The organism is Paenilisteria rustica (genome assembly GCF_013820765.1).
GTDB classification, from domain to species: Bacteria; Bacillota; Bacilli; order Lactobacillales; family Listeriaceae; genus Listeria_A; species Listeria_A rustica.
In genome coordinates this window covers 40,001-54,054 of the sequence record NZ_JABJVM010000017.1, presented here as the reverse complement: position 1 = coordinate 54,054, position 14,054 = coordinate 40,001, and the positions used below count along the sequence as shown (strand labels likewise).

General features: G+C 43.1%; 12 protein-coding genes and 1 other RNA gene. All 13 read left to right on the top strand.

Features of this window, described 5'->3' with window-relative positions; genetic code table 11:
• Nucleotides 1-74: 74 nt before the first annotated feature.
• The 13 genes from tpiA to HPK16_RS13555 all read left to right on the top strand — a co-directional run bounded on the left by tpiA (nt 75) and on the right by HPK16_RS13555 (nt 14,046).
• Nucleotides 75-830, top strand: a complete 756-nt coding sequence (tpiA, locus tag HPK16_RS13615) for a triose-phosphate isomerase (RefSeq protein WP_181677470.1) — start codon at nt 75-77, stop codon at nt 828-830.
• The gene (gpmI, locus tag HPK16_RS13610) at nt 831-2,363 is read left to right on the top strand and encodes a 2,3-bisphosphoglycerate-independent phosphoglycerate mutase (protein WP_181677469.1); all 1,533 of its coding nucleotides are present in this window, start codon (nt 831-833) and stop codon (nt 2,361-2,363) included.
• 108 nt (nt 2,364-2,471) lie between these two features.
• Nucleotides 2,472-3,764, top strand: coding sequence for a phosphopyruvate hydratase (gene eno / locus HPK16_RS13605; RefSeq protein ID WP_036063537.1), 1,293 nt, complete (start codon nt 2,472-2,474; stop codon nt 3,762-3,764).
• A 134-nt stretch (nt 3,765-3,898) separates the two neighbouring features.
• Nucleotides 3,899-4,606 carry an alpha/beta fold hydrolase gene (locus tag HPK16_RS13600; protein WP_181677468.1) on the top strand — a complete coding sequence of 236 codons (708 nt, stop codon included), beginning with the start codon at nt 3,899-3,901 and terminating at the stop codon, nt 4,604-4,606.
• Nucleotides 4,607-4,852: 246 nt separating this feature from the next.
• The gene (locus HPK16_RS13595; RefSeq protein WP_181677467.1) at nt 4,853-5,596 is read left to right on the top strand and encodes an alpha/beta hydrolase; all 744 of its coding nucleotides are present in this window, start codon (nt 4,853-4,855) and stop codon (nt 5,594-5,596) included.
• A 58-nt stretch (nt 5,597-5,654) separates the two neighbouring features.
• Nucleotides 5,655-6,488 carry a sigma-70 family RNA polymerase sigma factor gene (locus HPK16_RS13590; protein ID WP_181677466.1) on the top strand — a complete coding sequence of 278 codons (834 nt, stop codon included), beginning with the start codon at nt 5,655-5,657 and terminating at the stop codon, nt 6,486-6,488.
• Between the two features lie 65 nt (nt 6,489-6,553).
• Nucleotides 6,554-7,000 (top strand): carboxymuconolactone decarboxylase family protein, encoded by a 447-nt coding sequence (locus HPK16_RS13585; RefSeq protein ID WP_181677465.1) that lies wholly within the window; start codon nt 6,554-6,556, stop codon nt 6,998-7,000.
• A gap of 118 nt (nt 7,001-7,118) precedes the next feature.
• Entirely contained in the window at nt 7,119-7,349 is a 231-nt protein-coding gene (gene secG, locus HPK16_RS13580; RefSeq protein ID WP_181677464.1) for a preprotein translocase subunit SecG, read from the top strand.
• Nucleotides 7,350-7,708: 359 nt separating this feature from the next.
• A complete protein-coding gene (locus HPK16_RS13575) occupies nt 7,709-8,455 on the top strand; it encodes an alpha/beta hydrolase (RefSeq protein ID WP_181677463.1) in 747 nt (248 codons plus the stop codon).
• Between the two features lie 27 nt (nt 8,456-8,482).
• Complete coding sequence (rnr, locus tag HPK16_RS13570) at nt 8,483-10,840, top strand: ribonuclease R (protein WP_181677462.1); 2,358 nt, start codon at nt 8,483-8,485, stop codon at nt 10,838-10,840.
• A gap of 15 nt (nt 10,841-10,855) precedes the next feature.
• Nucleotides 10,856-11,320, top strand: a complete 465-nt coding sequence (gene smpB, locus HPK16_RS13565; protein WP_036076812.1) for an SsrA-binding protein SmpB — start codon at nt 10,856-10,858, stop codon at nt 11,318-11,320.
• Nucleotides 11,321-11,726: 406 nt separating this feature from the next.
• Nucleotides 11,727-12,094, top strand: a transfer-messenger RNA (tmRNA) gene (gene ssrA, locus HPK16_RS13560).
• Between the two features lie 227 nt (nt 12,095-12,321).
• On the top strand, nt 12,322-14,046 hold the full coding sequence (locus HPK16_RS13555; protein ID WP_181677461.1) for a carboxylesterase family protein: 1,725 nt from the start codon (nt 12,322-12,324) through the stop codon (nt 14,044-14,046).
• The last annotated feature ends 8 nt before the right edge of the window (nt 14,047-14,054 follow it).

The window sequence follows — 14,054 nt, the reverse complement described above, 5'->3', positions numbered from 1 at the left end:
GCATCGGAACGGAAGGTTTAACGACGAAGATGAGCGTTTGTCGGCGCGCTGAAGAGGAAGGGATGGTCTAAATTATGCGCAAACCAATCATTGCAGGAAACTGGAAAATGAATAAAACAGCTGCTAAAGCTGGACAATTTGCTGAGGACGTTAAGAATAAAGTTCCAAGTAAAGATGTTGTGGATTCCGTAATCGCAGCACCAGCTTTATTTTTAAAAGAATTAGTTGGCTTGACTGAGGGAACTGATCTTAGAATCGCAGCTCAAAATACTTATTTTGAAGACGAAGGTGCTTTCACAGGCGAAATCAGCCCATTTGCAGTCGCTGATCTTGGCGTTTCTTACGTTGTTATCGGACATTCTGAACGTCGTGAGTATTTCCACGAAACAGACGAAGATATCAACAAAAAAGCACACGCAATCTTCAAACACGGCATGACGCCAATCATCTGCTGTGGTGAAACATTGGAACAACGCGAAGCTGGCCAAACGAACGAATGGGTTAGTGGACAAATCCGTGCAGCGCTTAAAGGCTTGACGGAAGAGCAAGTTGCTAAATCTGTTATTGCTTATGAGCCAATCTGGGCAATCGGAACTGGTAAATCTTCTACAAGTAAAGATGCTAACGACACATGTGCTGTTGTTCGTCAAACTGTTGCAGAAGCTGTTTCTAAAGAAGCGGCAGATGCTGTTCGTATTCAATACGGCGGTAGTGTAAAACCTGAAAATATTGCCGAATATATGGCACAATCCGACATTGATGGAGCTTTAGTTGGTGGCGCGAGTCTTGAGCCAGCATCATTCTTAGCTTTATTGGAGGCAGTGAAATAAATGGCAAAATCACCTGTAGCTATCATCATTCTTGATGGTTTCGGTTTACGTAACGAAACAGTTGGGAATGCTGTTGCCTTAGCTAATAAACCTAACTTTGACCGCTACTGGGCAAACTTCCCGCATGGACAACTGAAAGCAGCCGGCCTTGATGTCGGTCTTCCAGAAGGCCAAATGGGTAACTCAGAAGTCGGACATACAAATATCGGCGCTGGACGTATTGTTTACCAAAGTTTGACGCGTATTGACAAAGCCATTGAAGAAGGCGAATTCGCGAAAAATGAAGCGTTAAACAATGCTTTCACGCATACAAAAACGAATAATTCCGATCTTCACTTGTTCGGCTTGTTATCAGATGGCGGCGTGCACAGTCACATCAACCATTTAGTAGCTTTGCTTGAAACAGCGAAGAAAGAAGGCGTGAAAAACGTCTACATCCATGCTTTCCTTGATGGACGCGACGTGGCACCACAATCTGCAGTAGGATATTTAGAAACATTGCAAAAAGCCATTGCTGATCTTAACTATGGCGAAATTGCAACGGTTTCTGGACGCTTCTACGCGATGGATCGTGATAAGCGCTGGGAACGTGTCGAAAAAGCCTATAACACGATTGTTAAAGGGGAAGGCGCGCAATTTGAAGATCCAGTGAAATTGGTAGAAGCTTCTTACGCGGATGGCAAAAATGACGAATTCGTTGTTCCTGCTGTTGTAGCGAAAGATGGCAAACCAGTCGCAACTGTGAAAGATAACGACGCTGTTATTTTCTTCAACTTCCGTCCTGACCGCGCGATCCAACTTTCGAATGCGTTCACGGATACAGAATGGGAACATTTTGACCGTGGCGACAAACATCCGAAAAACGTGAAATTCGTGACGATGACGCTTTATAATCCGAGTATCGTGGCAGAAGTTGCTTTTGCTCCGATGCCAATGACGAATGTGATCGGGGAAGTTTTATCTAATGAAGGCTTGTCGCAATTGCGTATTGCTGAAACAGAGAAATATCCTCATGTTACTTTCTTCATGAACGGTGGGCGTAACGAAGAATTCCCTGGTGAAAGCCGGATTCTGATTGATTCGCCGAAAGTGGAAACGTACGATTTGAAACCTGAAATGAGCGCCTATGAAGTAACGGACGCACTGGTAGCAGATATCGAGAATGATAAACATGATGCGATTATCTTAAACTTTGCGAATCCGGATATGGTAGGTCACTCAGGCATGGTTGAACCAACGATTAAAGCGATTGAAGCAGTGGATGAGAACCTTGGACGCGTTGTCGATGCAATTTTGGAAAAAGGCGGTTCTGCGATTATTTTCGCCGATCACGGTAATTCTGAAACGATGACAACACCAGAAGGCAAGCCACATACAGCGCATACGACAGTTCCGGTTCCAGTAATCGTGACAAAAGCTGGCGCAACCTTGCGTGAAGGCGGTCGTTTAGCCGATGTAGCCCCAACGATGCTTGATCTTTTAGGCGTGAAAAAACCAGCAGAAATGACTGGTGAAAGTTTAATTCAAAAATAAACAGGTCTGCTTTGCGTTTTCCGCGAAACAAGGCTAAAATAAGAAGGTAAGCAACCGGTAATTCGGTCACTTCCTTACAAAATTCAATTTTAGAGGAGAGTATAAATTATGTCTATTATTACTGAAGTATACGCACGCGAAGTTCTTGATTCCCGTGGTAACCCAACTATCGAGGTAGAAGTTTACACAGAAACTGGCGCATTCGGTCGCGCATTAGTTCCAAGTGGCGCATCTACTGGTGAATATGAAGCAGTAGAATTACGCGACAACGATTCAAGCCGTTACATGGGTAAAGGTGTTTTGAAAGCTGTTGAAAACGTAAATGACATTATTGCAGACAAAATTATCGGTTTTGACGTAACAGACCAAATCGGTTTAGACCAAGCAATGATCGAGCTTGACGGTACTGAAAACAAAGGTAAATTAGGCGCTAACGCAATTCTAGGTGTTTCTTTAGCAGCAGCTCGTGCAGCAGCAGAAGAATTAGGCCTTGAGTTATACGAATACATTGGTGGAGTAAACGCTAAAGTATTACCAGTTCCAATGATGAACATCGTTAATGGCGGCGAACATGCTGACAATAACGTAGACATTCAAGAATTCATGGTTATGCCTGTCGGAGCTAAAACTTTCTCTGAAGCATTACGTATGGGTACTGAAATCTTGCACAACCTTAAATCAGTTCTTAAAGGCAAAGGCCTTAACACTGGTGTTGGTGATGAAGGTGGATTCGCTCCTGACCTTAAATCAAATGAAGAAGCATTAGAAACAATCATCGAAGCAATCAAAAAAGCTGGTTACACTCCAGGCGAGCAAGTTAAATTGGCTATGGATGCAGCATCTTCTGAGTTCTATAACCGCGAAACTGGTAACTATGAACTTAAAGGTGAAGGCGTAACTCGTACTTCTGAAGAAATGGTTGCTTGGTACGAAGAGTTAGTTAACAAATACCCAATCATCTCTATTGAAGATGGTTTAGACGAAAACGACTGGAAAGGTCACAAACTATTGACTGAACGCCTTGGCGATCGCGTACAATTAGTTGGTGATGACTTGTTCGTTACAAACACTAAGAAATTGAAAGAAGGAATTGACAACGGCATCGCTAACTCAATCCTTATCAAAGTTAACCAAATCGGTACGCTTACTGAAACATTAGACGCTATCGAAATGGCTAAACGCGCTGGTTACACAGCAGTAGTTTCCCATCGTTCTGGTGAAACAGAAGACAGCACAATCGCTGACATCGCTGTTGCAACAAACGCTGGACAAATCAAAACAGGTGCTCCAACTCGTACAGACCGTGTTGCTAAATACAACCAATTGCTACGTATTGAAGACAACCTAGGTAACCTAGCACAATATCACGGCGAAGATACTTTCTACAACTTGAAAAAATAATCGCTGTGAATAACCGAGAGCACTCCAGAATTTCTGGAGTGCTTTTTGACGTTATCCTTAGTCTTTTGGTAAAAATCTTTTTTCTGCTATAATTACTGTACTAAGACTTCGTGACTAAAGGTTTGGTGAGGGCAATGAAAGCACATGTGAACGGAATTGAACTTTCTTATCATATTTATGGCAGAGGTGAGCCGCTTGTTTTGCTGCATGGAAATGGGCAGAGCCACGGTGCGATGAAGCGACAAATTGACTTTTTTCGAAAAGAGTATCAAGTAATTGCGGTGGATTCACGTGGTCATGGGAAGTCTGAGCTGGGTTTTCGGCCGCTTGATTTTCAGGTTATGGCGCTGGATATTTTATGTCTATTAGATTTTTTGAAAATTGATAGGTATCGTGTTATTGGATATAGTGATGGTGGCATTATTGCGTTGGAAATGGCGATGTACCAGCCAAAACGGCAGGTGCAGATGGTTGTGATTGGAACCAATTATGATACGAGTCAGATTAAATGGTGGGCGAATATTTTTACGTTTGTTGGTTATTTATTTTCGATTCTTCTGACGCCGTTCAGCTTCTTTTTTAGGCGTGTTAAGGCGCAGATGGGATTGATGATTTTTCATCCGCATATTAAAGAAAGAGATTTGGCGAGGATTTCAGCGCCGATGCTGGCGGTTATTGGTGAATATGACGTGATTTCAAAGGCTGATACTAGGAATATGGTGAATTTGGTTCAGCGCGGTAAGATGACTGTTATTCATAATGGGACGCATTTTTTGATTCGCCAAAAAACGCGTGAGTTGCATCAGGTTATTGTTTCCTTTTTTGACGAAGATGTGACGTAAATCTAGGGACAAAGTAGCTAAATAATGTTTTTCTGTTTATTATGTGAGAATTAGATTGACAGTTCCTCCGTTTGGCGTTATCATATGTCTATTGTATAAATTACTTACCCCAAAAATAGAGATTGTGAACGGTGCTGAATCCTTTGATAGCAAGGGTTTTCGGGATCCGAATCAAAAACTGGCAATTGGCGTCAATATGGCGTACAATGAGGGCAAGTTAAGGAAGATGGAGGAGTGCAATTAATCATGAGTACGGATCGTAGCTTTCTTTTAAAAGCAGGCAGTCGTGCTGTTCTATTACTGCATGGATTTGCAGGAACGACAGAGGATGTTAGAGAATTAGGTGAATATCTAGCAGAGAATGGTTATACAGTGTATGCACCAAATTATCGCGGTCATGGCGAGGAACCGGCAATCTTCTTAAAAACCACACCAGAAATGTGGTATGAGGATGCGAAGGCGGGTTACAAGCATTTACAGGACCAAGGATATCACGAAATAGCAATAGTAGGCGCTGCAATGGGTGGTGTTTTTGCTCTGAAAATGGCGGAAACATTTGATCCGAAAGCAATCGCTCCATTATGTGCGAACGTGAACCGTAAAATGCGATATATTCCAGTGGAGAAATACCTATTAAAGAGTATGAGTAGAGAAGGAATTGCAGACGCGGAAGCAGAAGTAATGCTTGCTAATTATGCGCCTGAGATAAAAACAATGACAGACGCGCGTTCTGCGTTTTATAAAGCGGTGGCGAGCGATATCGAGCGAATTGAAGTGCCAACGATGATTGGACAAGGTTGTCAGGATGAAGAAATTTCAGCTGATGACGCGAACTATATTTTCAAAAATATTCACTCGGATGATAAGCAACTATGCTTTTATGCGGGCTCGGGTCACGATATTACAACGGACTGCGAGAAGGATATTTTAGCGGAGGATTTAGTTTATTTCTTGGATGATTTGATGTGGCTAGAAGAAGTCGTGGTATAAGATAAGTGAGGAATGCCTGAGCGTGAGGTGTTCCTTTTTTTGATGGGAGGTTTGTTCGGTGGAAGAGTATAGGAAGTTATTGTTGACGGTGTCGTATCGGATTATTGGTGAGATGGCGGATGCGGAGGATGTTGTTCAGGAGACGTACATAGAGTGGGAGAAGCATAAGGATGAGGATATTCTGAATCGGAAGGCTTTCTTGACACGGATTGCGGTGAACAAGTCGATTAATTTGGCGAAGTCGGCTCGGAAAACGCGTGAGGAGTATTATGGGCCTTGGATTCCGGAGCCGCTTTCGGAAGAACTGGAGGCGCAATTGGAGCGGAAGGAACGGGTCAATTATGCGATGATGGTCGTGTTTGAGAGTTTGGAACCGAAAGATCGAGCGGTGTTTTTGCTGAAGGATGTGTTTGGTTATTCGCATCAGGAAATTGCGGATTTATTGGATATTTCGGTGTTGAATAGTCGGCAGGTTTTGACGCGGGCGAAGCGAATTATTGCAAAATCGGAACTGCAATTGGAGCGTGAGCCAGGCGCCAATAAGTCGATGATTGCGTTTTTTGTGAAGAGTATTGAGGATGGTAATATTGCGCCATTTATCGAGATGCTTACGAGTGAGGCGACGATGCAGATCGATGGTGGAAAAAGGAGACAGGCGCCGTTACGGGTTATACATACGCCACTTCGAATTGGGGCTTTTTTACGTGGGGTTACGGAACATGAATTCTTTGGGGATTCGCGTGAACTTCAAGTCATTGATGAGCAAATTTGCATGCTAATTAAGAAAGATGGGAAATTAGTTCGGATTATTTTTCTTGGTTTAAATGTAGACGGGGACAAGGTTCAGAGTGTTTTTGTCGTGACGAACCCGGATAAATTGAAAAATTTTTGAGGAATTGTGTCACGTTTTTGCTAGCTGATTTGTCTTATTAGTGAGAGACGAAAGGAGAATGTAAAATGAGTATACGTTTTAATTTGATGAAGGAAAATGCAGCGGCCTATGCGGCGTTGGGGAATTTGGACACGTTAGGTCGGGAAAGCAGCATTCCGAAAGATTTACAGGAATTGATTAAGATTTATGCATCGAGCTTGAATCACTGTGCGTTTTGCCTTGATATGCATACGAAAGAGGCGCTAGAAAACGGTGAAACGATTCAGCGTATTGTAGGTGTGAATGCTTGGCGTGAGGCTCCGTTTTATTCGGATAAAGAACGCGTTGTGTTGGAACTTGTTGAGGAAGTGACGTTCATTCATCAGCATGGTGTTTCTGATGCGGTTTACGCAGAGCTTGAAAGATTGTATAGCGAGAAGGAAATTGGAGAATTGTACTTGCTGATTGCGACGATTAATGCATATAATCGATTGGGTGTTATGAGCCAAATGCAACCAAAAGCAGATAAATAACAGATGAGAGGATTTACCGTTTTTGATGGTGAATCCTCTTTTTTAGGCTTTACCTTCTATGCAAAATATGCTATCATAAAAGGTAGTCAAAAAGAGGACGGTTTTAGGAGGAAAGAGCATGAATACAGCTTTAACAGTTTTATTAGTTATTGTATCAGTATTGTTAATAATCGTAGTTGTTCTTCAACCAGGTAAGAGTAACGGGTTATCCGGAGCTATCTCTGGTGGAGCGGAAGAACTATTTGGTAAACAAAAAGCAAGAGGACTTGAGCGTATATTACATCGTACAACGATCGTTTTAGCGGTAATCTTCTTTGCAATATTGATTGCTTTAGGATTTTTCTTGTAATTTCGAAAAGCAGTGAACTCCACCTGAACTTGATTTCGGGTGGTTTTTTTGTTGCTGGGGCTGTAACGGGCATAGCATGAGTGCGAGTGAAGAGAGTATTGTTGGAACTGTTCGAAATGTAATGAGCGACGGTACCATTATAAGCGTGAACATAGTGAGCGTTTAATCTGTCTAGAGTAGCATAACTTGATTACTACCAAATTTATCAAGTGTAAATACGAATTCTAGTACGCAAAACCAATTGTCTTGAACTCCGATGCTACTAACTTGATTCGCCCAGCACCTTCTTTTTGAATTTTACGTGCGGAGGCTGTACACTGGGAGTAATGATATTTTTAGAATGAAGGGGATTTTTTGATATGAAGATGAAGGCGCCAGAGCCATTTTTATTTGAGACGGGGAAACGTGCGGTGTTGTTGTTGCATGGTTTTACGGGTAGTTCGGCGGATGTGCGGATGTTGGGTCGATTTTTGCAGGATAATAATTATACGTGTTACGCGCCGCAGTATAAGGGGCATGGTGTGTCGCCTGATGTGCTTTTGACGACGGGGCCTGATGATTGGTGGCAGGATGTGCTCGCGGCTTATGATCGCTTGAAATCGCTTGGTTACGAGGAGATTGCGGTGGCTGGGCTTTCGCTCGGTGGGCTGTTTTCGTTGAAGCTTGGGTATAATCGGCCGCTTTTGGGGATTGTTGCGATGAGTACGCCGACGCGGATGGATAGTTCTTCGCCGATTATTCAAGGGTTTTTGGATTATGTCCGTAATTATAAGAAGTATGAGGGCAAGTCGCCGGACGTTATTGATGCGGAGATGTTGGCGTATAAGGATGCGCCGATGGACACGATTGCGAAATTGAAGGATGAGATTCAGGATGTTATTCCGCAAATTGATTTGATTTATGCGCCAATGATGGTCGTTCAAGGAAAAAAAGATCTGATGGTGGATGTAAATGGAGCGGAATTGATTTATAATAAGGTAGAGTCAGATCAAAAGGAACTGAAATGGTACGAGAATTCTGGGCATGTTATTACGATTGACAAGGAAAAGGCGCAGTTGCAAGATGATATTTTGGCCTTTTTAGATACGCTTGATTGGCATGTTTAAGTTTTACGAAGAGAGAGGAGGGAAACAATGAAGAAAATAGAAGATAAGATTTTAGAGTTTATGAAGGAATCACCGAAAAAGACGTTTTCGCTGGATGATTTAGAGGCGGAGATGGGTTTGCAAGATGCGGATGATTTTAAGGCGATGGTGAAGTCGCTTGTGGCAATGGAGGATCGCGGGGATGTGATTCGCACCAAGAAGAACCGCTATGCGTTCCCAGAGGAGCTTGATTTTGTGAAGGGGACTTTCCGGGCACATGAGAAGGGCTTTGGGTTTGTGCTTCCTGAGGACCAAGAGATGGATGATATTTTTATCCCGCCAACGCAAGTGAATAACGCGATGAATGGGGATATTGTTTTTGCTAATATCACGAAGATTAAGGGTGATAATTTAGCGGAGGGTATGATTCATAAAATTGTGGAGCGGAAAACGTCGCAAGTTGTTGGGACGTATATGGAAGATTTGATGGGGGATCCGATTGTGATTCCGGATGATAAAAGGACTTTTGGACAGGTGGAAATTGATCTTGCAAGTGGTCTGAAACCTGTGGATGGTCATAAGGTTATCGTGGAATTGACGGAATACCCTGAGGGGCGTAATCGTGCGCGTGGGATTGTCAAAATGATTATTGGGCATCGGAATGATCCGGGTGTCGATATTTTGTCGATTATTCATAAGCACGGGATTCCAATTGCGTTTCCGGATGATGTGATGGAGGAGGCTAATAAAGTTCCTGCTGAAATCGCGGAGAGCGAGATTGGGGCGCGTCGTGATTTGCGTGACCAGGTTATTATTACGATTGATGGCGCGGATGCGAAGGATTTGGATGATGCTGTAACGGTATCGCAACTTCCAAATGGCAACCATAAACTGGGTGTACATATTGCGGATGTGAGTTCGTATGTGACGGAGGGCTCGGCGCTTGATCGCGAGGCGGCGGAGCGTGGCACGAGTGTATACTTGGTGGACCGGGTTATTCCGATGATTCCGCATCGTTTGTCGAACGGGATTTGTTCGCTGAATCCGCATGTGGATCGGTTTACGATGTCTTGTGAGATGGAGATTGATGCGTCGGGAGCTGTTGTTTCGCATGAGATTTTTGAAAGTGTGATTAATACGACAGAACGGATGACGTATACGGATGTGAATGATATTTTAGTGGCGGAGGATGCGGATTTACGCGAGAAGTATGCGCCGATTGTGCCGATGCTTGAGGATATGTACGCTTTGTCCAAAATTTTGAATAAGAAGCGGGATGCGCGTGGGGCGATTGATTTCGACTTTAAGGAAGCGCGTGTTGTTGTGGATGAAGAGGGGCGTCCGACGGGAGTTGTGACGCGAGAACGTTCGGCTGGTGAGCGCTTGATTGAGGAGTTCATGTTGGCGGCCAATGAATGTATCGCGGAGCATTTTTTCTGGATGCAAGTACCGTTTATTTATCGTATCCATGAAGATCCAAAAGAAGAGAAGTTGCAGCGTTTCTTCGAGTTTATTACGAACTTCGGCTTGGTTGTGAAGGGAACGGCGAATGATGTGCATCCGCGGGCTTTGCAGCAAGTTTTGGAAGAGGTTAAGGGGAAACCGGAGGAAATGGTGGTTTCGACAATCATGCTTCGTTCGATGCAACAGGCGAAATATGATACGGCGAACTTAGGACATTTCGGTTTGTCGACGGAATACTATACGCATTTCACGTCGCCGATTCGCAGGTATCCGGATTTGATTGTACATCGCTTAATTCGTGAGTATTTGATTCATGGGGATATTGATGACGCAACGATGGCGAAATGGGCTGAGCGCCTTCCTGAGATCGCAGAGCATACGTCTAAAATGGAGCGCCGGGCTGTAGAGGCGGAACGTGAGACGGATGAGCTGAAGAAAACGGAATACATGGTGGATCATGTTGGTGAAATTTTTAAAGGGATTATTAGTTCGGTGACGAATTTCGGTCTGTTTATTGAGTTGCCAAATACGATTGAGGGCCTTGTTCACGTGAGTACGATGAAGGACGATTATTATCAATTCCATCAAAATCAGCTTGCTATGATTGGTGAGCGTACTGGTCGGGTTTACCGCATTGGTGACGAGGTTGAGGTTGAGGTAACGAAGGTGGACGTGGATCACCGCGAAATCGACTTTGCGCTTCGTAGTCTTGGTAAGGAAACGCCTGGCTTTAAGCGGAGTAAGAAAACGGTTGAAATCTCGAAATCGTTTAAGAAAAATAAAAACCGCCCGAGTGGTGATAAGAAACGGAAGGACAACGATACCTCGCGTAAGAAAGGCAAGCAAGATGGTGGGGACGCTGGACAACCGAAGAAGAAAAAGAAAAAACCATTTTACCAAGGTGTGGCAAAGGGCACGAAGCCGAAGAAACCACGCCGTTAGAAGGGAAGATGTAATATGCCTAAAGGTGATGGACGTTTACTAGCGCAAAATAAGAAGGCGCGTCATGATTATGCGATTGAAGAAACTTTTGAAGCTGGGATTGTGCTTCAGGGAACGGAGATCAAGTCGGTTCGTAATGCGCGCGTGAATTTGAAAGATGCCTATGCGCGAATCGATCGTGGCGAAATTTTCTTGCATAATATGCATATTAGTCCGTATGAGCAGGGAAATCGCTACAATCATGATCCGCTACGAACGCGTAAGTTATTGTTACACAAGAAGCAAATTAGCAAGTTGATCGGTGAGACAAAAGAGGCGGGGTACTCGATTATTCCGCTGAAAATGTATATCAAGGACGGCTATGCAAAAGTGCTGATTGGTGTGGCGAAAGGTAAGAAGAAATACGATAAGCGCCAAGATTTGAAGAATAAAGAAGCGAAACGTGATGTGGAGCGGGCGTTTAAAGAAAGACAGCGATAAGATTTAGATGTTGCTCGTGATTGGCTTTAATTTGCCATTTGCGAGCCGTTCGTGTATAATACTAGTTACTGTCACGTTTGGTGTTTCGCAAAAAGAAACATTTTTCTCGTGGTACACTGATCTTAACTCTAAATTATGCAGAATCACGGAACCTATCTTTTGGGTAGGACGAAGATTATGCTTTAAACAAATTGAGCGAAAGCGTTTGTATTCAGCGAGTTTTGCAGAAGCCGGAGAGCTGCGTGTACGACTGTACATGATGACTGAAAACAGGAAGGGGGTACTATCCCCGACCATGTGAGAAGTTAAGCGAAACTGCTCTTGTGTAGCAGAACCGAAAAGTCTGCAAAACTCGCTGAATGCGAGCGGTTGTCGCCAATTTACTAAGAGTAAGCTCTATTATCACGGGGACGTTACGGATTCGACAGGGATAGTTCGAGCTTGGATTGCGAGTCGGGGGGATCGGCCTCGTTACAAACGTCAAAGCCAATAATAACTGGCAAAACTAATAATAACCTAGCTTTCGCTGCCTAAGAACAGTCGATAGCTGATCCTCCGTGCATCGCCCATGTGCTACGGTAAGGGTCTCAAATTAAGTGGGATACGATTCTAACTCTCCGTCTGGGGCTTAGGAGAAGAGCTTAATCAGACTAGCTTTATGGAAGCCTGTTGTCGGGCTGATGTATATGCGAAAATCTAATACGACGACTACGCTCGTAGAAGTCTAAGTGCCGTTATTTCTGGACGTGGGTTCGACTCCCACCGTCTCCATTAAATGGAGAAACGCTTGAAGCATTGATGTATAATATGCTTCAAGCGTTTTTTGCTTTGCTTTTTAGAAAAAAACAGTGAGTAAATCTCCGTTTAAATTACCAAATTACTCGGAATAGGTAAATATACATTGGAAAACGTAACAAAATGTACATATTTATAAGCATTTTCCCATGATATAATATAGTGAAAGCGGTTTCTTTTTAAGTTCAATTTAAGGGGGAAAAAAAATGAAGAAAACTATTTCAATATTGCTCTTTGTTTTAATCATGTTAGTACTTGTGAGTTGTGGTAATTTAAGTGGGGAAAAGAAGGATAATGAAACGGCGCAAAATCAAACGTATAAAATGGGAGAAGTCCAAAAAACACAATATGGAAATATCAAAGGATACACAAATACGGATGAGAATGTTTTAGCGTGGAAAGCCGTTCCTTACGCGAAGGCACCAATAGGGGATTTACGCTGGAAAAAGCCTCATGAGCTTGAAAAATTTGAGGGCACATTCGATGCTTCTAAAAAAGATAGCCAGGCATTTATACAGGCAGGTGCTGATGGTGTAATCGGCAGTGAAGACAATTTAAACCTAGATATTTACCGTCCTAACACGGAGAAGAAAGAGCTCCCCGTAATGGTGTATCTTCATGGTGGAAATAATCAAGGTGGGACATCGGCTGAACTATCAGGGGAAGCTTTTGTGAAGGATTTAGAGACGGTTTTTGTTTCGGTTAATTATCGATTAGGTCCATTAGGCTTTAACCCGTTGCCAGCGCTGAATACAGGTGACGATTTAGAGGATTCAGGGAATTATGCGATGCTTGATATGGCGGCTTCTCTAGATTGGGTAAAAGACAATATTGAGGCTTTTGGTGGAGATAAAGACAATATTACGCTTTCAGGATTTTCGGCTGGAGGTAGAGATGTGATGGCAACACTTGCTTCTCCACTCTTTAAAGATAAATATCAAAAAGCGATTGCATTCAGCGGTGGGATGACGACAGCGAGTGAAGAGGATAGCATTAAAGTATTTGCAAAAGCGATTGCACCACTCGTTGTAGAAGATAAGATGAAAAACGACGAGGATGAGGCATATCAATGGTTACAAACAAGCGGTAAAGATGTTCGTGACTATCTTTATCAACTACCTGCCAAACGGCTTAGTGGTTTGATGGGGGATGCTGCTATTCGAATGAGTGCGTTTCCTCATTTGTACACAGATGGGACCGTATTGCCGAAAAATGGTTTTGATGATGCGAATTATTCAGATGTTCCATTGATGATGTTTACTGGCGCATCCGAGTTTTCATTTTTCGCGATGGGAGATCCGTATTTTGCCGCAAGTATTGGAGATGGGACGATACCGAGTGATGCGAGCAAACTGGCGGAATTTGATTTTGCGAAGAAATACGGAAGCGATTTTTACCGATTATTTAATACACAGAAGTCAGCTGAGAAATTGGCAGATCAGTATTCGGCACCGATTTATAATATGGAAATGCAGTTTGGCACGCATTTGACGAAGACGGATGATATGGATTTGGCAGGCGCGTTTCATGGTGTTTTCATACCGTTGTTAGATACGAATAATGAGAGCTATTTAGGAACGATGAGTGAGTCATACGGACTAGAAGGAGCGCAGCAATTGAAAGAACTGTTCCGCGGCTACTTGAAAAATTTCTTGCATGAAGGCAATCCGAACGGCGCTGCCCTAACAACTTGGTCGGCATGGAAAAAAGATAATCAGGCAAGCCTAGTGCTTGACGCAAATGAAGTTGATGCGAAGGCTACGATGACAAAAGAAACAAAAACAAACCAAACAATCATTGATGCGATAAAAAAGGATCAGACCATTCCTGAAAACGCAAAAAATACAATAATTCATGATGTATTAAATGGGCGATGGTTTAGTAGTGAATTAGATGCCTATTTCAACAATAAGAGTCTCTGGGTGAAGTAAGAAAAGCA